The 22,494-nt window shown below is 63.8% G+C and carries 13 protein-coding genes and 3 rRNA genes; 7 read left to right on the top strand and 9 right to left on the bottom strand.

The window, feature by feature from the left end:
- Positions 1 to 314 precede the first annotated feature (314 nt).
- The 3 genes from GV007_RS14445 to GV007_RS14435 all read right to left on the bottom strand — a co-directional run bounded on the left by GV007_RS14445 (position 315) and on the right by GV007_RS14435 (position 4,635).
- Complete coding sequence (locus tag GV007_RS14445) at positions 315 to 1,412, bottom strand: hypothetical protein (RefSeq protein WP_160073626.1); 1,098 nt, start codon at positions 1,410 to 1,412, stop codon at positions 315 to 317.
- A 565-nt stretch (positions 1,413 to 1,977) separates the two neighbouring features.
- Positions 1,978 to 3,447 carry an NAD-dependent succinate-semialdehyde dehydrogenase gene (locus GV007_RS14440; protein ID WP_160073624.1) on the bottom strand — a complete coding sequence of 490 codons (1,470 nt, stop codon included), beginning with the start codon at positions 3,445 to 3,447 and terminating at the stop codon, positions 1,978 to 1,980.
- A gap of 153 nt (positions 3,448 to 3,600) precedes the next feature.
- Positions 3,601 to 4,635: an LLM class flavin-dependent oxidoreductase gene (locus GV007_RS14435; RefSeq protein WP_160073622.1), complete on the bottom strand. Its 1,035-nt coding sequence runs from the start codon at positions 4,633 to 4,635 to the stop codon at positions 3,601 to 3,603.
- Positions 4,636 to 4,976: 341 nt separating this feature from the next.
- Between GV007_RS14435 and GV007_RS14430 the strand changes: the two genes are divergently transcribed.
- A complete protein-coding gene (locus GV007_RS14430; protein WP_160073620.1) occupies positions 4,977 to 5,642 on the top strand; it encodes a GntR family transcriptional regulator in 666 nt (221 codons plus the stop codon).
- Here the strand turns inward: GV007_RS14430 and GV007_RS14425 are convergent.
- Positions 5,639 to 6,577, bottom strand: a complete 939-nt coding sequence (locus GV007_RS14425; RefSeq protein WP_160073618.1) for an NAD(P)/FAD-dependent oxidoreductase — start codon at positions 6,575 to 6,577, stop codon at positions 5,639 to 5,641. The genes GV007_RS14430 and GV007_RS14425 overlap by 4 nt on opposite strands.
- Before the next feature lie 58 nt (positions 6,578 to 6,635).
- Here GV007_RS14425 and GV007_RS14420 point away from each other — a divergent pair, with 58 nt between their 5' ends.
- From GV007_RS14420 to rrf, 6 genes are all read left to right on the top strand, one after another.
- A complete protein-coding gene (locus GV007_RS14420) occupies positions 6,636 to 7,277 on the top strand; it encodes a helix-turn-helix domain-containing protein (RefSeq protein WP_236558508.1) in 642 nt (213 codons plus the stop codon).
- A 166-nt stretch (positions 7,278 to 7,443) separates the two neighbouring features.
- The gene (locus GV007_RS14415) at positions 7,444 to 8,220 is read left to right on the top strand and encodes an HAD family hydrolase (protein ID WP_104242832.1); all 777 of its coding nucleotides are present in this window, start codon (positions 7,444 to 7,446) and stop codon (positions 8,218 to 8,220) included.
- Positions 8,217 to 10,718 (top strand): glycoside hydrolase family 65 protein, encoded by a 2,502-nt coding sequence (locus tag GV007_RS14410; RefSeq protein WP_160073616.1) that lies wholly within the window; start codon positions 8,217 to 8,219, stop codon positions 10,716 to 10,718. The genes GV007_RS14415 and GV007_RS14410 overlap by 4 nt, the downstream gene beginning before the upstream one ends.
- A 257-nt stretch (positions 10,719 to 10,975) precedes the next feature.
- A 16S ribosomal RNA gene (locus GV007_RS14405) occupies positions 10,976 to 12,495 on the top strand.
- Between the two features lie 417 nt (positions 12,496 to 12,912).
- Positions 12,913 to 16,026: ribosomal RNA gene (locus GV007_RS14400) — 23S ribosomal RNA — on the top strand.
- A 130-nt stretch (positions 16,027 to 16,156) separates the two neighbouring features.
- A 5S ribosomal RNA gene (gene rrf / locus GV007_RS14395) occupies positions 16,157 to 16,273 on the top strand.
- The 16S, 23S and 5S rRNA genes sit together here, the layout of an rRNA operon.
- Before the next feature lie 714 nt (positions 16,274 to 16,987).
- Here rrf and pstB read toward each other — a convergent pair.
- The 5 genes from pstB to GV007_RS14370 all read right to left on the bottom strand — a co-directional run bounded on the left by pstB (position 16,988) and on the right by GV007_RS14370 (position 22,370).
- Entirely contained in the window at positions 16,988 to 17,767 is a 780-nt protein-coding gene (gene pstB / locus GV007_RS14390; protein WP_104241957.1) for a phosphate ABC transporter ATP-binding protein PstB, read from the bottom strand.
- A gap of 47 nt (positions 17,768 to 17,814) precedes the next feature.
- Positions 17,815 to 18,927, bottom strand: coding sequence for a phosphate ABC transporter permease PstA (pstA, locus tag GV007_RS14385; RefSeq protein ID WP_104241955.1), 1,113 nt, complete (start codon positions 18,925 to 18,927; stop codon positions 17,815 to 17,817).
- Entirely contained in the window at positions 18,927 to 19,916 is a 990-nt protein-coding gene (gene pstC, locus GV007_RS14380; protein ID WP_104241953.1) for a phosphate ABC transporter permease subunit PstC, read from the bottom strand. Before pstC ends, pstA begins: the two co-directional genes overlap by 1 nt.
- Positions 19,917 to 20,040: 124 nt before the next feature.
- Positions 20,041 to 21,138 (bottom strand): phosphate ABC transporter substrate-binding protein PstS, encoded by a 1,098-nt coding sequence (locus GV007_RS14375; RefSeq protein ID WP_160073614.1) that lies wholly within the window; start codon positions 21,136 to 21,138, stop codon positions 20,041 to 20,043.
- Positions 21,139 to 21,287: 149 nt separating this feature from the next.
- A complete protein-coding gene (locus GV007_RS14370; RefSeq protein ID WP_160073612.1) occupies positions 21,288 to 22,370 on the bottom strand; it encodes a phosphate ABC transporter substrate-binding protein PstS in 1,083 nt (360 codons plus the stop codon).
- Positions 22,371 to 22,494 lie beyond the last annotated feature (124 nt).

Raw genomic sequence — 22,494 nt, 5'->3', positions numbered from 1 at the left:
CCACGCTGAAGCATCCTCTGCCGGTGGTGCTCCTCCGCGCTTACCTGTGTCCCCTGCGCACAGAAGTCACCCAGAAACACCCTCCGCGCGCCGACAACATGCTTCTGCCTCACTCCTCCGGACGCAGATGCGGACGCGGCAGGGGCGCGGGGCGCGGGGCTCGGGGTCCCGCACTCGCATTCCGCACATTCAGCCCCGCCGCTGCCCCGCCCCCAGCACTCAGAGTTGTGGCTCGGCGCTGCACAACCCCTCGCCAACGACACCACGCCACAACACTGTCGCCAGGAACGCCTCATGCAGAGCGCCCGGCACCTTCAGCCCCGGCCGAGACGCTCGGCGCGAAGCCGTTTCGCGTAGTCGGTGAAGTTCTGCAGGCCAGCGGCAGGCAGGAGGTCAGCGACGGTGAGGCGCACATGCCGCATCCCCACGCTCTCGATCTCCCTGCTGCGTGTGATGTCCAGGCGCCACTGACGCTGACTTGTGCGGTGCCCGTCGCCCTCGTAGTCGTATCCGATGCGAGCCTCGCGATCAACGAGGTCGATTCGGGCCACCTGACGCGCTCCCGACATGAGCGGGACGTTGATGTCTGGTTCGGGATAGCCGGAATCCACCAAGGCGATCCGCGTCGTCGACTCCCAAGGCGACTCGACGCGCTCGCGAATGCGCAGCGTGGCAGACCGCAGCACGGCTGCACCCGCGCATCCCGACCAGGCATGAGCCGCGGATTCCAGACGATCCCGCGTCGTCAGCGCACGAGGCCGAGCGCGCCCTGGATAGTTGTCCGCGTCCGAGATGAGGGCGTCGCCGACCTGCACGAGCTCAAGCACGTCCAGGTGGCGGGCGAGGAGACAGTAGGTGAGCTCCGGCGAGGCCACCGGGAGACCCCCAAGACGGCCGATTCGCCAGAAGCGCGGCGGGATGGACCTCGCCGCCACACCCTTCGCGCGAGACGGGTTCCTTCCCTTGGGCACGATGACATGGACCAACGTGTCGGCGAGGAGTCGCAACGGAAGGGGCAGCCCATAGAGCCGGGCAGCCGAGACACCGCCGAACGCCTGGTTCGGAGACATGACCGGCCAGTAGCTGCGATCGAGCTCCTGCATCCGGGCGGCCAACGCAGCGAACTCGTCGCTGGCCCCGCGCACCCCGACAAGGCCTTCGGCAGTCTGCGGTTCCGGCATCGGCTGCGGCACCCGCACTCCGCGGAAGGGCCGCGCCTCAGCTCTGTTGCGCAGCCGGGACTTCGAGATACCTGCAGCTCGAGCCTCGGCCACGCTGAACGCCGCGAACCTCAAGTCGATGGGCAGCTGGATGCGCGGCTCCCGCCGGCCCCCGCGGCCTGCACTGCCTGATCGGCCCGCACCCGAGACTCCACGCAGGTCAGCATCATCCGCGCCGCCACCTTGTCCCATTGCTCGAACGTAGACGCGTCGCGAGCGCCACGACGATCACCGGCGAAAGCTGTGGACAGCTGGGCCAGAGCAAGGTCCAGAACACGAGCATTGTGGCCAACCGCGGTTGAGGGACGCACCAAGCGCATCCGCACCGCGATCCTGGTCACAGGTCGGCAGCGTGCTCTGCCGGAGGCTCGCTCCAGCCTCTCTCCGCCCCGGGGGAAAGTTGTGGCGAAGTGCCACCAGACCGATCCCCAACCGCACCAACCCACAACGCTGCGCCATGAGCGGGGCGAACCTCACGGGAGGGAGTGCACGGTGCGGGAGGGGCGAACCGCGCGGGAGGGGTCAACGTCGAAACCAGGAGGAAAGTTGTGGCCAAGTGCGACCAGACCCGCTCCCGACCGCACCGACCCACAACTCTGCGCCGAGGGAGGGGGCGGGGCGAACGGCGCGAGGGCGGGGCGAACGGCGCGAGGGCGGGGCGAACGGCGCGAGGGTGGGGCAGACGGCAGACGGCAGACGAAGATCCCGCCGCAAGCTCTGGGCTGGCGACGGGATCGACGTGCGTGCGTGCGTGCGCTTACGCGTAGGGGTTCGGCGTGAGCGTGTACTTCGTGTACAGGTACTCCTCGATGCCCTCAAAGCCGCCCTCACGACCGATGCCGGACATCTTCACGCCGCCGAACGGCGCCGCCGCGTTGGAGAGGACACCGATGTTGAGGCCCATCATGCCCGTCTCGATGCGGTCGATGAGGCGCTGGCCGCGCTTGAGGTCCTCCGTGAAGACGTACGAGACGAGGCCGTACTCGGTGTCGTTGGCGAGGCGGATCGCCTCTTCCTCGTCATCGAACGTCGTGATGGAGAGCACCGGTCCGAAGATCTCCTCGCGGAAGATCTCGCTCGACGAGGGGGTGCGGTTGAGCACGGTCGGCTCGTAGAAGGAGCCGTCGCCCTCCACGCGCTTGCCTCCGTGCAGGAGCTCAGCTCCCGCCGCCACTGCGGAGTCGACCAGCGAGGCGACCTTGTCGACGGCCTTGTCCTCGACCAGTGGGCCGATGATGACGCCGTCTTCGGTGCCGCGGCCGATCTTGAAGCCGGCGACCTTCTCGGTGACCCGACGCGCGAACTCGTCCGCGACATCCGTGTGCACGAGGATGCGGTTCGCAGCCGTGCAGGCCTGTCCGATGTTGCGGAACTTCGCCGCGATGACACCTTCGACGGCCTTATCGAGGTCAGCGTCCTCGAACACGACGAACGGGGCATTTCCGCCGAGCTCCATTGACGTGCGGAGCACGTTCTTCGTGGCCTCCTTCATGAGGCCCTGCCCGACACCCGTCGAACCGGTGAACGAGATCTTGCGCAGGCGCGGGTCGGCGATGATCGGCGACGAGACCGCGGCGGTGCTGCGGGTCGTGATGACGTTGACGACTCCCTTGGGCAGGCCAGCCTCTTCGAGGATCCTCACGAAGTAGAGGGTCGTGAGCGGCGTGAGCGACGCCGGCTTCACGACCGAGGTGCAGCCTGCGGCGATCGCGGGCGCGATCTTGCGGGTCGCCATGGCGAGGGGGAAGTTCCAGGGCGTGATGAGGAACGCGGGGCCAACGGGGTGCTTCGAGACGATCATGCGCCCCGTCCCCTCGGGCTGCGTGCCGTAGCGGCCGTGCACACGGACGGCCTCCTCGCTGAACCAGCGCAGGAACTCGCCGCCGTAGGTGACCTCACCCTGAGCCTCTGCGAGGGGCTTGCCCATCTCGAGGGTCATGATGAGCGCCATCTCGTCGCGGCGCTCCTGCAGGATGTCGAACGCGCGTCGGAGGATCTCCCCGCGCTCGCGCGGTGCCATCCGGGCGAAGTCTTCTTGCGCAGCGACAGCGGCGTCGAGCGCCTGGATGCCCTGCTCGGGGTTCGCGTTGGCGATGTGCTTGAGCGGCTTGCCCGTCGACGGGTCGTTGACCGCGAACGGCTCGTCCGCACCGTCGATCCATTCGCCGCCGATGAACAGCTGGCCGGGGACCTTCGCAAGCAGTTCCGCTTCGTTGGGGTACGTCATTGTGCAAACTCCTCGGTTGTTGGCGAGCTCGCGCTTCCCGGGCCCTGAGTCTCGGGCGCGGTGGCGATGGATGCTCCAACGCTACTCGGGCGGGCTGGGCGCTTCACGAACATCTCGCCCAGCCCGGGGAGCCGAGGTAGTGCATCCGCACAATTAGGACAGCAGGTCCCTGACCATCGGGATGACCTTCGTGCCGTACAGCTCGATCGCCTTCATGCTGTGCTCGTGTGGGAGCGTGCCTGCGCTGTACTTGAGGTCGAAGCGCTGCAGGCCGAGCACCTTGACCGTGGCAGCGATCTTGCGCGCGACGGTCTCTGGCGAGCCGACGTAGAGCGCCCCGCGCTCGCCGGCTTCCTGCTCGTACTGTGCGTACTGCATGGGCGACCAGCCGCGTTCCTTGCCGATGCGCATCATCATGGTGCGGTAGTTCAGCCAGTGCTCTTCACGCGCCTGCTCGTCGGTGTCCGCGATGTGGCCTGGCGAGTGCGCGCCGATCTGGCCGTTCGGGTGGCCGAACTGCTCGTTGGCCTGGCGGTAGAGCTTCGCGAACGGCGCGAAGCGCGCTGATTCGCCGCCGATGATGGCGAGCATGAGCGGCATCGAGTACTGGGCGGCGCGCACGACGGACTGGGGCGTGCCCCCGACGGCAGCCCACGTGCGCAGGCGGCCCTCCTCGAGCTGCGGATGCACGGTGACGTCGTTGAGCGCACCCCGCACGGTTCCGCTCCAACTGACGGGCCCACCCGCCGCGATCTTCATGAAGAGGTCGAGCTTCTCGTCGAAGAGCACCTCGTAATCCTGGAGGTTGAGCCCGAAGAGCGGGAACGACTCGGTGAAGGAGCCTCGCCCGAGCATGACCTCTGCGCGCCCGCTCGAGATGGCGTCGACGGTGGAGAACCGCTGGAAGACCCGGACGGGGTCATCGGAGCTGAGGACCGTGACCGCGCTGCCGAGACGGATGCGCTCCGTGCGGGCGGCGATTGCGGCGAGCACGGTCTCCGGCGTGGAGATCGCGAAGTCGTCTCGGTGATGCTCGCCGACGGCGAAGGCGTCGATGCCGACCTCTTCAGCCAGGACGCCCTCCTCGACGACGTCGCGGATGACCTGCGCGTGTGAGCGCGGGGTGCCGTCGAGGTCGTTGGTCGCGTCTCCGAAGGTGTTGAGGCCGAACTCGATCGTGCCGGTCATGGCAGCTCCATCCATTTCAATGCGTTTACATGAACTCTAGTCGCAAGAAAAAGCGCCACCCCGGGGGAACACGGCATCCCCGAGGCGGCGCAGCTTGTGGTCGAGTGCAACAACGGGTGACACGAGGTCGAAGGCGTCGTTCCATGCAATCGAATGAAGTTCGATGATCGTGCCAAAAATGCCATGACACGTCAACTCAGCCACCCCTCGCCGCGCCAGATGGACAAGTTCCGAGGTTCACTTGTCGGCGGCCAGCGGATGTGCGCGAAAACGTATATCGTCGCCCGTATCCCCCACCCGAATAGCCCACCCGAGACACCGAGAGGTCGAGCATGACAGGCGTGGCGGAGCCCCTTGACCCGAGCTCATCCGGCAAGACCCAACTGGCCTACGAGTTCATCGAACAGCGGATCTCGGACGGCACCTTCGCCCCGGGCCGCCGACTTGTCCTCGGCACTATCGCAGGAAAGATCGGCGTCAGCACGCTCCCCGTGCGCGAGGCCCTCCGGATGCTGGAGGCGGAAGGCGCAGTCACCTACGAGCGCTACGTCGGCGCTCACGTGACCGGACTCGACCCCGAGCGCTACTGGCAGGCCCTGGAATCACTCGCCGTGCTCGACGGCTACGCGACCGCGAGCGCCGCCCGATACGTCACGGACGAGGTGATCAGCGAGGCCCGCAGCACAAACGCCGAGATGGCGCACACGCTCGTCGACTCCGAGGCCTTGCGCGAGCTGCATTCGAGATTCCACCATCTCCTCTTCCGCCGGAGCCCCAACGGACACCTCGTCGACCTCGTCGAACGAACCTGGGGACACCTCGAGCGTCTGCGATCCATGGCACCGGAATCCAGCACCCGCAACACCACCACCACGATCGCCGAGCATGATCACCTCCTCTCCCTCCTCGAGATCGGCGCGCCGAGCAGCGTGATCGAAAAGACGGTCCGCGACCACCACCGGGCGGCGTCGCGGTCCGACACGAGCGAGGTGACCGCGACGGCCTAGACCCTGCCGGCCGCTGCGATCTCGTCCATGAGCAGCGCGAAGGCGACATCGCCGCCGGCCGCTGCACCCTGCCCGATCGAGACCGGCACGTTGGCGCGAGGGTCCCCCGCGTTGCCGACGACCCAGACCCGGGACTCCGGATGCTCCGGGCCGCGGATATCCACACCGTCGAGCATCCCGGTCAGGGGCACGAAGGTCGGGTTCGTGAAGATCGCCTCGAGCTCCAGCTCGCTGCCGTTGGCGAGACGGACTCCGCGAACACGCCCGTCGGTACCGGCGAGCACTTCGTCAACCCCGGACCGCTCGACCCTCACCCCGCGGGCAGCGAGTGACCTCGCCTCCGCCTCGCCGAGCGTGAAGGAGCCGTTGACGAGGAGCACGAGGTCGCCGCTCCACTGCCGCAGCAGGTGCGCCTTCAGGTCCGAGTGCTCGCCAGCGGCAAGCACGGCAATGGGTCGATCGCGGTACTCGTAGCCGTCACAGAAGGGGCAGGCGTAGACACCTCGACCCCAGAGCGCACGGAGCCCTGGCACGTTGGGCAGCTCATCGCGCAGCCCCGTCGCCACGACGACCGTGCGCGCCCGGAAGGCACGTCCGTCCTTCGTCGCCACGTGCACGCGTGCGCCATCGTCGCCGCCGATGGGCGTGACGCTCACCACCTCAGCCTCGTCGAAGACCCCCTCATGGGCTTCGACCTCGGCGCGGCCCAGCCGCCGCAGCTCGCCGGGCGCGAGGCCCTCATGGCCGAGGACGCCGTGCATGTGGTCGGTGAATCGATTGCGGGGAACTCCGTGATCCAGCACGAGCACCCGCCTGCGCCCCCGCGTGAGCATGAGCGCAGCGCTCAGACCGGCGGGGCCGGCGCCGATCACGATCGTGTCCCAGAGCGGGTTCTCGTTCTCTGCCGCGTGCTGCGGCGCATCCAGTTGTGTCATGGCTCGAGTCTCCGGCGAGACTCTCGCGTTTAGCAACTGAGTTTGCTAGTTTCGCAACATGAGGGATGTGAATATGACGGATGCTGCGTCGAACGGCCCAGACAACCTGGACGAACCGACCACTGGAATCACCGAAGCGCTCAGCCGCGTCGCACCCCGGCTCCGCGAGATCAGACAGGCCCGAGGGATGACGCTCAACGACGTCGCCGAGGAGACGAGCCTCAGCGTTAGCACGCTCTCACGGCTCGAATCAGGCGGCAGGCGCCCCTCCCTCGACGTGCTCCTGCCACTCGCCCGCTGCTACCGGGTGCCGCTCGACGACCTCGTGGGCGCACCCTCGACCGGCGACCCGCGCATCCACCCGAAACCTGTGAAGCGCGGCGACCGCGTCTACCTCGCGCTCTCCCGCGCCACGGACGGCATGCAGGCCTTCAAGGTGCTCGTCGCACCGCAGAAACCCTCGGACCGAGATAAGCCGGTCACCCTGCGCGTGCACGAAGGCACCGAATGGTGCTACGTCCTCGCCGGAAGACTCCGCCTGCAGCTCGACGACGACGTCACGATCCTCGAACCAGGCGAAGCCGCGGAATTCGACACCACTCGCCCCCACTCCATGACCAACGACGGCGAGACGACGCTCGAGATCCTCTCGCTCTTCAGCCGGCAGGCCGAGCGCAGCCACATCCACGAAACCGGCTGAACGGATCGTCCGAATATCGGCGCACCGAATACCCGGGAACCCCTACGATATTGAACATCGCGGTGGGGCTCTGCGGTGCGTATCGAGGGCGGAGCGCACCGGGGAATTCCGCCGTGCACCATAGAACGGCGTCACGGCGCCACCCAACGATGCAAGGTTGGATGCAATGATCGCTCCTCGTCTCCGAGACGTGACACAGCTCACCAGTTCAAAGGCCATACTCTTCGACCTCGACGGCGTCATAACGCCAACTGCCGAGGTCCACATGCGCGCATGGGCGCGGCTCTTCACCGACTACCTCGCAGCCAAGGGCGCCGGTCCCGCCTACACCGACGACGACTACCTCCGCTACGTCGACGGCAAGCCCCGCTACGACGGCGTCCGCTCGTTCCTCGCCTCCCGCGGCATCACGCTCGAGGACGGCACGCCCGAGGACTCCCCGGAGCTCGAGACCGTCTGCGGTCTCGGAAACCGCAAGAACGACACCTTCAACGCGGAGCTCGCCGAGACCGGCGTGCAGGCCTACCCGGGGTCGCTCGAGTTCCTCGACGCCGCCGTCCGGCACGGCCTTCGCGTCGCCGTCGTCTCCAGCTCCCGCAACGCAGTCCCCGTGCTCACCGCGGCCGGGCTGCTCGACCGCTTCGAGACCGTGGTCGACGGCCTTGTCGCCGCCGAGAACGGCATCGCCGGCAAGCCTGCCCCAGACACCTACCTGTACGCAGCGCAGCTCCTCGGACTCACGGCCGCAGAATGCGTGGTCGTCGAAGACGCCCACTCCGGCGTCCAAGCCGGCCGTGACGGCGACTTCGGCCTCGTCATCGGCGTCTCCCGAGAGGCGAGCCACGAAGAGCTCATGTCCTCAGGCGCGGACACCGTCGTCGACGACCTCGCCGAACTCGTGCCGGTGTTCCCGCACTCAGACCTCAAGGAAGATCACGCATGAACCTCTCCACGGAAGACCCCCTGGACCGCCACCGGTTCCCCCTCGACGAGTGGGCGCTCGTCGAGCACGAATTCGACGCCAACTCGCAGGGTCTCGTCGAGACGCTCTTCGCGACCGGCAACGGCTACCTCGGCATGCGCGGCAACCTCGAGGAGAGCCGCGACGGCTACATGTACGGAACCTTCATCAACGGCTTCCACGAGACGTGGCCCATCCGCCACGCGGAGGACGCGTTCGGGTTCGCTCAGGTCGGCCAGACGATCGTCAACGTGCCGGACGCGAAGATCATCCGCCTCTTCGTCGACGACGAGCCCCTCGTCATCAGCGAGGCAGACCTGCTCTCCTACTCTCGCGTCCTCAGCTTCAAGGACGGCATCCTGACGCGCGAGCTCGACTGGCGCACGCCCTCCGGCAAGCACGTGCGCATCCGCTCGCACCGCCTCGTCTCCTTCACGGACCGCCACTACGTCCTCCTCGACTACGAGGTCGAGATGGTCGACCGCGGCGCATCCATCCTCCTCTCAAGCCAGATCATCAACCGCCAGGACGGCGGGGACGAGTTCCAGCGCGGCAAGAAGGAGACCGAGGTCGCCTTCGACCCGCGCAAGGCGGAGTCGTTCACCGACCGGGTGCTCCAGTCGCGCATCGCGCGCGAAGAGGGCCTGCGCTCGATGCTCGCCTACCGCACGACCCACTCCGGCATGACGATCGCCGTCGCAGCCGACCACGACATCATCACCGACAACGAGTGGGACGCCACCACGCGCGTCGACGCCGACTTCGCAGAGACCGCCTTCCGGGTTCGCGCCGAGCCAGGTGTCCCCGTGCGCATCATCAAGCACGTGGCCTACCACACGTCCAAGAGCGTCCCCACTCGCGAACTCGCGGACCGCGCCGACCGCACCCTCGACCGCATGCGCGAAGTCCCCGTCGAGGACGTGTACCGCTGGCAGCGCGAATGGCTCGATGACTTCTGGGACCGCAGCGACATCGTCATCCACGGCCACCCCGTGTACCAGCAGGCGACTCGCTGGAACCTGTTCCAGCTCGCCCAGGCAACGGCCCGCACCGACGGCGGCGGTGTCGCGGCGAAGGGCGTCTCAGGCTCCGGCTACGGCGGGCACTACTTCTGGGACACCGAGGTCTACGTCCTCCCGTTCCTGAGCTACACGGCGCCGAACGTCGCCCGCAACGCGCTCCGCTTCCGTCACCAGATGCTCGACGCAGCACGCCAGCGCGCTCACGAGATGAACCAGAAGGGCGCCCTCTTCCCGTGGCGCACCATCAACGGCCAGGAGTCCTCCGCCTACTACGCCGCAGGCACGGCGCAGTACCACATCGACGCCGATATCTCCCACGCGCTCGTGCAGTACGTCGCGGCAACCGGTGACGACGAGCTGCTCGCACAGGGCGCCATCGACATCCTCGTCGAGACCGCCCGACTCTGGGCCGACCTCGGCTTCTGGCGCACGGGAGGCGACGACCACTTCCACATCCACGGCGTCACCGGCCCCGACGAGTACACGACCGTCGTCAACGACAACCTGTACACGAACGTCATGGCCAAGGCGAACCTGCGAGCGGCGTACGACGCGTGCGAGCGCCTCCGCGAGACCGACCCCGCCTCGTTCGAGCGCCTCACGATGCGCCTCCACCTGGCAGAAGAGGAGCTCGTCGAGTGGGCGGCTGCCGCAGAGGCGATGTTCCTGCCCTTCGACGAGAAGCTCGGCATCCACCCGCAGGACGCGCAGTTCCTCGAGAAGGAGCTGTGGGACCTCGAGAACACGCCGTCATCGCAGCGCCCGCTGCTGCTCCACTTCCACCCGCTCGTCATCTACCGCTTCCAGGTCCTCAAGCAGGCCGACGTGGTGCTGGCGCTGCTCCTGCAGGGCAACGAGTTCACGCCGGAGCAGAAGCGCAAGGACTTCGAGTACTACGACGCCCTCACCACGGGAGACTCGTCGCTCTCCGCGGTCGTCCAGTCGATCATCGCGGCCGAGGTCGGGTACGCGGACCTCGCCGAGCACTACTTCTCGACGGCGCTGTTCGTCGACATCGCGAACCTGCACCACAACACGAGCGACGGCATCCACATCGCGTCCACGGGCGGCATCTGGAGCGCGCTCGTCTACGGCTTCGGCGGCATGCGCGACCACGGGGGCAGAATCACCTTCGATCCGCGCCTCCCCGCCGACTGGCCGCACCTCGAGTTCCGCATCACCCTGCGGGATTCGCGCATCCGCGTCGATCTCGAGCAGGACTCCATGACGTTCACGGCGGAGACCGGCTCGGGCGCCGAGGTCTTCGTGCGCGGACGCCGCGTCGCGGTCGCCCCGGGTGAGCCGACGACCGTCAAGCTGGGCGCCGTGGAGGAGCTCGCCGGCTACCCGACGCTGAGCGACATCGAGGGCTCGATCCGCGAGGACGGGTCCGTCATCACGGCCTCGATCCCGACGATCTCCGTCGACCACGCGGTGCTCGACGGAGGTCTCGACTGACGCGAGCCGCGCATCCACGAACGGCGACGCCGTCTGCTCCTGCAGGCGGCGTCGTCGTTTTCGCGCAGGCCCGCCCCGCGCCCGCTTCCGCCCNGTAAGGATTCCTTTTGGAAACATATTTGGACAATACAAGTCAGTACTGAACTTTCGGGTTTGGTGTTGTTTTGTTTTTTGTCAGTTTCAAACTTGTCATTGCACTTCGGTGTGGTGGCGTGATGTTTACCGGCGAGCCTTTGGGTTTGTTTGGTTGTTATTCATTTACGGAGAGTTTGATCCTGGCTCAGGACGAACGCTGGCGGCGTGCTTAACACATGCAAGTCGAACGATGAAGCCCAGCTTGCTGGGTGGATTAGTGGCGAACGGGTGAGTAACACGTGAGCAACGTGCCCATAACTCTGGGATAACCTCCGGAAACGGTGGCTAATACTGGATATCTAACACGATCGCATGGTCTGTGTTTGGAAAGATTTTTTGGTTATGGATCGGCTCACGGCCTATCAGCTTGTTGGTGAGGTAATGGCTCACCAAGGCGACGACGGGTAGCCGGCCTGAGAGGGTGACCGGCCACACTGGGACTGAGACACGGCCCAGACTCCTACGGGAGGCAGCAGTGGGGAATATTGCACAATGGGCGAAAGCCTGATGCAGCAACGCCGCGTGAGGGATGACGGCCTTCGGGTTGTAAACCTCTTTTAGTAGGGAAGAAGCGAAAGTGACGGTACCTGCAGAAAAAGCACCGGCTAACTACGTGCCAGCAGCCGCGGTAATACGTAGGGTGCAAGCGTTGTCCGGAATTATTGGGCGTAAAGAGCTCGTAGGCGGTTTGTCGCGTCTGCTGTGAAATCCCGAGGCTCAACCTCGGGTCTGCAGTGGGTACGGGCAGACTAGAGTGTGGTAGGGGAGATTGGAATTCCTGGTGTAGCGGTGGAATGCGCAGATATCAGGAGGAACACCGATGGCGAAGGCAGATCTCTGGGCCATTACTGACGCTGAGGAGCGAAAGCATGGGGAGCGAACAGGATTAGATACCCTGGTAGTCCATGCCGTAAACGTTGGGCGCTAGATGTGGGGACCATTCCACGGTTTCCGTGTCGTAGCTAACGCATTAAGCGCCCCGCCTGGGGAGTACGGCCGCAAGGCTAAAACTCAAAGGAATTGACGGGGGCCCGCACAAGCGGCGGAGCATGCGGATTAATTCGATGCAACGCGAAGAACCTTACCAAGGCTTGACATATACCGGAAACGTTCAGAAATGTTCGCCCCGCAAGGTCGGTATACAGGTGGTGCATGGTTGTCGTCAGCTCGTGTCGTGAGATGTTGGGTTAAGTCCCGCAACGAGCGCAACCCTCGTCGTATGTTGCCAGCACGTAATGGTGGGAACTCATATGAGACTGCCGGGGTCAACTCGGAGGAAGGTGGGGATGACGTCAAATCATCATGCCCCTTATGTTTTGGGCTTCACGCATGCTACAATGGCTGGTACAATGGGCTGCAATACCGCGAGGTGGAGCGAATCCCAAAAAGCCAGTCTCAGTTCGGATTGGGGTCTGCAACTCGACCCCATGAAGTCGGAGTCGCTAGTAATCGCAGATCAGCAACGCTGCGGTGAATACGTTCCCGGGCCTTGTACACACCGCCCGTCAAGTCATGAAAGTCGGTAACACCCGAAGCCGGTGGCCTAACCTTTTGGAGGGAGCCGTCGAAGGTGGGATCGGTAATTAGGACTAAGTCGTAACAAGGTAGCCGTACCGGAAGGTGCGGCTGGATCACCTCCTTTCTAAGGAGCACTTAGCACGCATCCGTTTGGGTGTGGAGCTGAAGTCATTTCGGTCGCGAATGTCGATCGGTGGCGCTCATGGGTGGAACATTTGACTATTCGGTGCTTGTTGTTGTTCGTGTGGAGTACGCCTTTCGGGGTTGGAAACATGTGGGTGGTGATGGGTATTGGTGTGCACGCTGTTGGGTCCTGAGGGACCGGGCCTGCTGTCGTCTTCGGATGGTGGTGGATCGGACTCTTGGGCCTTCGTTCGCCGGCTTTGTGTTGGTGGGTGTTGGTACCGATCGTATGTTGAGAACTACACAGTGGACGCGAGCATCTTGAATGCTGCGAATGGTGCCTTCGGGTGGTGTTTGTGGTGTTCAGCAATTTTAGTCAAGAGTTTCTGAGAATGAAATGATTGGCTACTCATGTGTAAATCAAATCTTTAAGAGCAAACGGTGGATGCCTTGGCATCTGGAGCCGAAGAAGGACGTAGAAATCTGCGATAAGCCTCGGGGAGTTGATAATCGAACTTTGATCCGAGGATTTCCGAATGGGGAAACCCCGCCAGGCCCCTTGTGGTGACCTGGTGACTCCCGCCTGAATATATAGGGCGGGTAGAGGGAACGTGGGGAAGTGAAACATCTCAGTACCCACAGGAAGAGAAAACAACAGTGATTCCGTTAGTAGTGGCGAGCGAACGCGGATCAGGCTAAACCGGTCGTGTGTGATACCTGGTAGGGGTTGCACGGTCGGGGTTGTGGGACTTTTCATGCTGCTCTACCAGGCAGTGGGCGTGACAATAGCGTATAGACGAACAGCTTTGAATGGCTGACCAGAGGGGGTGCGAGTCCCGTAGTCGAAATGCGTGTATTGACGTTGAAGAGTATCCCAAGTAGCACGGGGCCCGAGAAATCCCGTGTGAATCTGTCAGGACCACCTGATAAGCCTAAATACTCCCAGATGACCGATAGCGGACAAGTACCGTGAGGGAAAGGTGAAAAGTACCCCGGGAGGGGAGTGAAATAGTACCTGAAACCGTTTGCTTACAATCCGTCGGAGCAGCCTTGTAGCTGTGACGGCGTGCCTTTTGAAGAATGAGCCTGCGAGTTAGTGATATGTGGCGAGGTTAACCCGTGTGGGGCAGCCGTAGCGAAAGCGAGTCTGAATAGGGCGATTCAGTCGCATGTCCTAGACCCGAAGCGAAGTGATCTATCCATGGCCAGGTTGAAGCGAAGGTAAGACTTCGTGGAGGACCGAACCCACCTAGGTTGAAAACTGGGGGGATGAGCTGTGGTTAGGGGTGAAAGGCCAATCAAACTTCGTGATAGCTGGTTCTCTCCGAAATGCATTTAGGTGCAGCGTTGCGTGTTTCTTACCGGAGGTAGAGCTACTGGATGGCCGATGGGGCCCAAAAGCTTACTGACGTCAGCCAAACTCCGAATGCCGGTAAGTGAGAGCGCAGCAGTGAGACTGTGGGGGATAAGCTTCATAGTCGAGAGGGAAACAACCCAGACCACCAACTAAGGTCCCAAAGCGCGTGCTAAGTGGAAAAGGATGTGGAGTTGCACAGACAACCAGGAGGTTGGCTTAGAAGCAGCCACCCTTGAAAGAGTGCGTAATAGCTCACTGGTCAAGTGATTCCGCGCCGACAATGTAACGGGGCTCAAGCACGCCACCGAAGTTGTGGCATTCATATTTATAGACAGGCCTTCGTGGTCCAGTCGTGTGGATGGGTAGGAGAGCGTCGTGTGGCGAGTGAAGCGGCGGTGGAAACCAGCCGTGGACGCTACACGAGTGAGAATGCAGGCATGAGTAGCGAAAGACGGGTGAGAAACCCGTCCTCCGAATGATCAAGGGTTCCAGGGTCAAGCTAATCTGCCCTGGGTAAGCCGGGACCTAAGGCGAGGCCGACAGGCGTAGTCGATGGACAACGGGTTGATATTCCCGTGGCCGGCGAAAAACCGCCCAAGCTAATCCAGTAGTGCTAAGAGTCTGAATCTCTTCGTCCGCCTTCGGGTGGGTGGGGAGCCTAGCGCTCGACCCCGTTCTGGTGCGGTTAGCGTATTAACAGGTGTGACGCAGAAAGGTAGCCGAACCGGGTGATTGGTTGAATCCGGGCAAGGACGTAGGGTGAGTGATAGGCAAATCCGTCACTCGTGAAGCCTGAGATCTGACGCGGAACTCACTTCGGTGAGGTAGTCGGTGATCCTCTGCTGCCAAGAAAAGCATCGACGCGAGGTTTTAGTCGCCCGTACCCCAAACCGACACAGGTGATCAGGTAGAGAATACCAAGGAGATCGAGAGAATCGTGGTTAAGGAACTCGGCAAAATGCCCCCGTAACTTCGGGAGAAGGGGGGCCTGAGGCGTATAGGGATTTACTCCTGAAAGCGCATTGATGGCCGCAGAGACCAGTGGGAAGCGACTGTTTATCAAAAACACAGGTCCGTGCGAAGTCGCAAGACGATGTATACGGACTGACGCCTGCCCGGTGCTGGAAGGTTAAGAGGAAGGGTTAGCTTCGGCGAAGCTCTGAATTTAAGCCCCAGTAAACGGCGGTGGTAACTATAACCATCCTAAGGTAGCGAAATTCCTTGTCGGGTAAGTTCCGACCTGCACGAATGGCGTAACGACTTCCCAGCTGTCTCAACCGCGAACTCGGCGAAATTGCATTACGAGTAAAGATGCTCGTTACGCGCAGCAGGACGAAAAGACCCCGTGACCTTTACTACAGCTTGGTATTGGTGTTCGGTGTGGCTTGTGTAGGATAGGTGGGAGACTGTGAAGCGGGCACGCTAGTGTTCGTGGAGTCGTTGTTGAAATACCACTCTGGTCATTCTGGATATCTAACTTCGAACCGTAATCCGGTTCAGGGACAGTGCCTGGTGGGTAGTTTAACTGGGGCGGTTGCCTCCTAAAGAGTAACGGAGGCGCCCAAAGGTTCCCTCAACCTGGTTGGCAATCAGGTGGCGAGTGTAAGTGCACAAGGGAGCTTGACTGTGAGACTGACAAGTCGAGCAGGGACGAAAGTCGGGACTAGTGATCCGGCAGTGGCTTGTGGAAGCGCTGTCGCTCAACGGATAAAAGGTACCTCGGGGATAACAGGCTGATCTTGCCCAAGAGTCCATATCGACGGCATGGTTTGGCACCTCGATGTCGGCTCGTCGCATCCTGGGGCTGGAGTAGGTCCCAAGGGTTGGGCTGTTCGCCCATTAAAGCGGCACGCGAGCTGGGTTCAGAACGTCGTGAGACAGTTCGGTCTCTATCCGCTGCGCGCGTAGGAAATTTGAGAAGATCTATCTTTAGTACGAGAGGACCGAGATGGACGAACCTCTGGTGTGTCAGTTGTTCCGCCAGGAGCACCGCTGATTGGCTACGTTCGGAACGGATAACCGCTGAAAGCATCTAAGCGGGAAGCCGGCTTCAAGATGAGATTTCCATCCCTTCGGGGGAGAAGCTCCCAGTAGACGACTGGGTTGATAGGCCGGATGTGGAAGCACAGAAATGTGTGGAGCTGACCGGTACTAATAAGCTGATGATTTGATAAAACATGCACATGAATGTTGTTGCTGTTCGCGTCCACTTTGTGGTTCTCGATAGACGATCGAGGATCGACCATGTGTCGCACCTGTTTGGGTGTGGTGTGTGGTTCGGAACATGATTGGTTATCCATAGTGTTTCGGCGGTCATAGCGAGAGGGAAACGCCCGGTTACATTCCGAACCCGGAAGCTAAGACTCTCAGCGCCGATGGTACTGCAGGGGGGACCCTGTGGGAGAGTAGGTCACCGCCGGACTTCTTCATAAGCCGGGGTTGGTTGTTGAGTGAGCAGAGATGCTCCTCGATGACCAACCCCGGCTTTTTTGAAGCGTCAGATGGGTATAAGGGACAGGTCTCGGGATGGAAAAGTCACTTCGTGCTGGGAACATTCCCGTCCCAGAGGGACTTCTCCATCCTGAGTTCTTGGGAGGGTGGGACGGTGGCCCGGGTGAGCCCACGGAGCCGGGTGTCAGCGGCTCGGCTGGGCGGCGGTCTGGCGTCCAGGCCCGCTGGCGGCTCGCGTCGACGTGGCTCGTGACTCGCTGGGCGGGGCGTTCCCTGGTTGTCGTCGGCCATTCGTTGTTGCTCGGGATGGAAAGGTCACTTCGTGCTGGGAACTTTCCCATCCCAGAGGGACTTCCCCATCCCGAGTTTTGGGACGGTGGGACGGTGGCCGGGTGAGTCCATGGGTCCGGATGCCGGCGTCTCGGCTGGGCTGCGGTCTGGTGTCCAGGCCCGCTGGCGGCTCGCGTCGGCATGGCTCGTGACTCGCTGGGCGGGGCGGTCCCTGGTTGTCTTCGGCCATTCATTGTTGCTCGGGATGGAAAAGTCACTTCGTGCTGGGAACTTTCCCATCCCAGAGGGACTTCTCCATCCCGAGTCGGGTGGGAGGGCGGCGCGGGCGTGAGCGACGACTGCGGCCCCGGCGATGAACGCCGGGGCCGCAGTCGTGGATCGGGGGAGTGCGGGTCTAGCCGAAGCGGCCCGACACGTAGTCCTCCGTCGCCTGGACGGACGGGTTCTCGAAGATCGTCTTCGTCGTGTCGTACTCGATGAGCTTGCCCGGCATCCCGGTGCCAGCGATGTTGAAGAACGCGGTCTTGTCGGAGACGCGCGATGCCTGCTGCATGTTGTGGGTCACGATGACGATCGTGTACTCGGTCTTGAGGTCCTCGATGAGGTCCTCGATCGCGAGCGTCGAGATCGGGTCGAGGGCCGAGCAGGGCTCGTCCATGAGCAGCACGTCGGGGGAGACAGCGATGGCGCGGGCGATGCAGAGACGCTGCTGCTGTCCGCCGGAGAGGCCGGAGCCGGGGAGGTCGAGGCGGTCCTTGACCTCCTTCCACAGGTTGGCACCCTGCAGCGACTTCTCGACGAGGGCGTCGGCGTCGCTCTTGGAGATCTTCGTGTTGTTGAGCTTCACGCCGGCGAGCACGTTCTCGCGGATCGACATCGTCGGGAACGGGTTCGGGCGCTGGAAGACCATGCCGACCTGGCGGCGAACGAGGACGGGGTCGACGCCGGGGCCGTAGAGGTTGTTGCCGTCGATGAGGACCTCACCGTCGACCCACGCCTTCGGGATGACCTCGTGCATGCGGTTGAGCGTGCGGAGGAACGTCGACTTGCCGCAGCCCGATGGGCCGATGAAGGCGGTGACGCTGCGGGGTTCGATGACCATGGAGACGTCTTCGACGGCCTTGAACTTGTCGTAGTAGACGTTGAGGTCGTTGACTTCGATGCGCTTGGACACTGTGTTTCCCTAACTTCCTGGCTGGTCGGCCTGGTCAGTCTGACCGGTTAGCCCTTGGGGGCGAAGAGCTTGGTGATCATGCGTGCGACGAGGTTGAGCAGCATGACGATGATGAGGAGGACAAGTGCGCCTGTCCAGGCCAGGTTGAGCATGTTCTCGGCACCGGCTCCGACCTGCTGCGTGTAGGAGCGGTAGACGAAGACGGGGAGGCTCATCATGGCGCCCTGCGTCATGTTGTAGTTCATGTAGATGTTGAAGCCGGCTGCGATGAGCAGCGGCGCGCTCTCGCCGATGACGCGGGAGATGGCGAGCATGACGCCTGTCGTGATGCCGGCGAGTGCGGTGGGGAGCACGACCTTGGAGATCGTGAGCCACTTCGGAACGCCGAGCGCGTAGGAGGCTTCGCGGAGCTCGTTCGGGACGAGGCGGATCATCTCCTCCGAGGAGCGCACGACGGTGGGGATCATGAGCACGGTGAGGGCGATGGAGCCCGCGAGTCCGGTGCGCACGTTGGTGAGCGGGATGCCGAGCGTCTGCAGGATGAGCATGATCATCGTGTAGGCGAACAGGCCGGCGACGATCGACGGGACGCCGGTCATGACATCCACGAAGAAGTTGATGGCCTTGGAGAGGCGTCCCTTGCCGTATTCGACGAGGTAGATCGAGGTGAAGAGTCCGATCGGCACCGAGATGAGGGTCGCGACGAGGGTGATGAGGAGGGTTCCGACGATGGCGTGGATGCCTCCGCCGCCTTCCGTCACGACGCCGACCATCGAGGAGGTGAAGAACGTCATGTCGAAGCGGGCGAGGCCGTTCGCGACGAGGGTGAAGAGCAGGGAGAGCAGCGGCACGAGGGCGAGCACGAACGCGGCCGTGACGAGCGAGGTGACGAAGCGGTTCGTGGCCTGGCGGGGGCCTTCGATGATGCGGGCGATGATCCACTGGCCGGCGATGTAGAAGATCGCGCCGAGGACGGCGAAGCCGGTCCAGTTGAACTCGCCGCCGCCTGCCGCGAGGAGCAGGGTGATCACTGCGGAGAGCGCGAAGCCGCCGACGAGGATCGCGTACGGGCCCCACTTGGGGAGGCGGCCGTGCGTGAGCGGGTTGATCATCTCGGGAGACGTCTGGTTCTGGGCTGGTTTCTGCAATGTTGACGTCATCAGTTGGCTCCTGAGAATTCCTTGCGGCGGCTCACGATCCATCGTGCGAGGGAATTCACGAGGAGGGTGATGGCGAAGAGCACGAGACCGGATGCGATGAGCACGTTGATGTCGAGGTTCGACGCTTCCGGGAAGGAGAGGGCGATGTTGGCGGCGATCGTCGACGGGTTGGTGTTCGACGTCAGCTGGAAGGTGATCACGCCGGTCGCGGAGAGGACCATGGCGACGGCCATGGTCTCGCCGAGGGCGCGGCCGAGGCCGAGCATGATGGAGGAGACCATGCCGCCGCGTGCGAAGGGCAGGACGGCCATCTTGACCATCTCCCAGCGCGTTGCGCCGAGTGCGAGTGATGCCTCTTCGTGGAGTCGCGGCGTCTGGAGGAAGACCTCGCGGGTGAGGGCGGTGACGATGGGGAGCACCATGACGGCGAGCACGATGGCGGCGGTCAGGATGGTGCGGCCCGTGGCTGACACCTGGCCCTGGAAGAAGGGGAGCCAGGAGAGGTTCTCGTTGAGCCACACGTAGAACGGCTGCACGAACGGCCCGAGCACGGTTGCGCCCCAGAGACCGAAGACGACCGAGGGGACGGCGGCGAGGAGGTCGATGACGTAGCCGAGGGGGGCGGCGAGCTTGCGCGACGCGTAGTGCGTGATGAAGAGCGCGACGCCGATGGCGACTGGCACGGCCATGAGGAGCGCGAGCAGCGAGGCCCAGAGCGTTCCGAAGATGAGCGGCAGCACGTACCAGAAGAAGTTGCCTTCGGCTTCCGGCTCGGCGAGGTTGGTCGCTCCGGCGACGAAGTGGCTGTTCTCGGCCGCATCAGGGAAGAAAGCTGGGAGCCCCTGGAAGAGCAGGAAGAAGAACACGGCGGCGAGGATCGCGAGGATGAGCGATCCGGAGAACGTCGAGAGGAAGCTGAAGACGCGGTCGCCCGGGCGCGACTTCGCCTTCACCGATGTGCCCGCGTCTGGGGCGAGTTCTGCAGTCATCTGCTGAGGGTTTCCCTAAGTCAATTGGGTGGAACGAGGCGAGCGGCTGATGAGAGCCGAATCGCCCGGTGCCATGCTTTCACAGCACGGCACCGGGCTGAAACGGATCTTCGGTGCTCGCGGACTACTTGATGGCGTCGACCGCGGCCTGGGCCTGGGTGCGGAGGTCGTCCGAGATGGGCGCGGAGCCCGCGTTCTCGGCGGCCGCATCCTGTGCTTCAGGGCTGATCACGTAGTCGAAGTAGGCCTTGACGTTGGCACCGACGGTCGGGTCGGTGTACTCGGAGCAGCCGATGAGGTACGAGACGAGGACGATCGGGTAGACGCCTTCGGCGGAGCGGTCGAGCTCGAACGAGAGGTCGGTCGCGGCGCGGCCTTCCTCGAGCGTGGAGTTGTCGACGACGGCGGCTGCCGCCTCGGGGGAGAGCTCGACGAACTCGGAGCCCGTCTGGATCGCTGCCGTGCTGAGGTCACCGGCGGCGGATGCGTCGAGGTAGCCGATGGTGCCGTTGCCGGAGGTCAGCGCCTGCTGGACACCTGGGGTCTCCTGGGCGCCTTCGCCGCCCGAGATGGGCCAGTCGTCGCTGTCCTCGAAGGTCCACACGTCGGGGGCAGCTTCGACGAGGTACGACGTGAAGTTGCCCGTCGTGCCGGAGGTGTCGGAGCGGTGGACCGGCGTGATGGCGAGGTCGGGGAACGTGACGCCTGCGTTGAGCGCGGCGATCTCGGGGGCGTTCCAGTTGGTGATCTCGCCCTTGAAGATCTTGGCGAGGGTCGCGGGGTCGAGGTTGAGCGAGTCGACGCCCTCGACGTTGAACGCGACGGCGATGGGGGAGATGTAGGCGGGGATCTCGACGAGGTCGGTGCCGTCGACGCAGTTGCCGAAGCCGCCTGCCTCGATCTCTTCCATCTTGAAGGCACGGTCGGAGCCGATGAAGGCCGAGGTGCCGTTCGTGAAGTCGGTGCGGCCGGCGCCGGAGCCGCCGCCGGCGTAGTTGATCTGGATGTTCGGCTGGACGGCTGCGAAGCCGGCGATCCAGGAGGTCTGTGCGGTGCCCTGCGACGATGCGCCGGACGCGGCGAGGGTGCCCGTGAGCTGCGCTTCACCTTCAACTGCGGTTCCCGGCTCTGCTGCGGTTGGCTCGTTGCTGGCGCAAGCCGCAAGCGTGAGTGCGGCGATTGCGGCCATGGCGACCGATGCGCCTACTCGCGTGAACTTCATGGAGTTTCCCTTCGGGGACAGGTGACATTCCTTTGGATCAGTTGCGATCCGTCGGTGACGCTATGCGCGAAGGGTGACGAGGAGGGGCGGGGAAAGTGAACGGGGGGTGAACGGGCTGGGAATGCGCGCAGATTTCTTGCCGCTCCCGCTTACTTCATCTGCTCCAGGACAGGCTCGATCTGCGTCCGGAGCGCATCCGAGATGGGAGCGGAGCCTGCGGCCTCTGCCGAGGCTGTCTGACCTTCTTCGCTCACGACGAAGCTGAAGTAGGCCTTGGCGTTGGTGCCGACTGAGCTGTCGGCGTACTCGGCGCAGCCGATGAGGTACGAGACGAGCACGATCGGGTAGACGCCAGGCGTCGTTCGGTTGAGCTCGAATGCGAGGTCGGTCGGGGCGCGTCCCGTTTCGATGGTCGAGTTGTCGACGACCGCGGCGGCCGCTTCCGGCGAGAACGGCACGAACTCGCCGCCCGTCTCGACGGAGGCGGTCGTGAGTCCGTCGGCTGCGGACGCATCCATGTAGCCGATCGTGCCGTTGGCGCGCAGGGCCTGCTGCATGCCTGCGCTCTCCTGGGCGGCCTCACCGCTGTTCACGGGCCACTCGTCGACCTCGCCGTAGCTCCAGGCGTCGCCGGCTGCCTCGTCGAGGTAGGCCGTGAAGTTGCCGGTCGTGCCCGACTTGTCGGAACGATGCACGGGCGTGATGGCGAGCGAGGGGAGGGCCGCGTCCGGGTTGAGGGCCGCGATCTCCGGTGCATCCCACGAATCGATGTCGCCGGAGAAGATGCCGGCGATGGCCGCCGCGTCCAGTCGCAGCTCGTCGACGCCCTCGAGCGCGAACGCGACGGCGATGGGCGAGATGTAGGCGGGGATCTCGACGAGGTCGCTACCGTCGGCGCAGGCGCGGAACGGGCCTTCCTCGATCTCGTCGATGTCGAACGCGCGGTCAGAGCCGATGAAGGCCGAGGTGCCGTTCTGGAAGTCGGAGCGGCCCGCGCCGGAGCCGCCGCCCGCGTAGTTGACGCGCACATCCGGCTCGATGGGGTAGAAGCCCGCGATCCAGGCTGTCTGCGCGACGCCCTGCGATGACGCACCGGATGCGCTCAGCACGCCGTCGAGGTGCTGCGACCGCGGATCCTTGCTGACCGAGATCTCGTTCAGCGCGCATCCGCTGGTCACGAGGGCGGTGGTTGCGAGGAGCGCCAGGGCGGCGAGTGCTCGGGAGTGGTGCATCGAGATCCTTCTGCCATCAGGGGTCAGGCGAGCCCGGGTCGACCGGGATCGAACTAGGGCCTGAATCAGTATGGACGAGAAGTGGACGCGACGTGACGCGCAGGTGAACGGTGGCGGGTGCGAG

It is taken from the genome of Pseudoclavibacter sp. 8L (genome assembly GCF_902506465.1).
Lineage (GTDB): Bacteria > Actinomycetota > Actinomycetes > Actinomycetales > Microbacteriaceae > Pseudoclavibacter.
The sequence above is the reverse complement of the archived record's forward strand: the minus strand, read 5'-3'. Positions and strand labels throughout refer to the sequence as shown.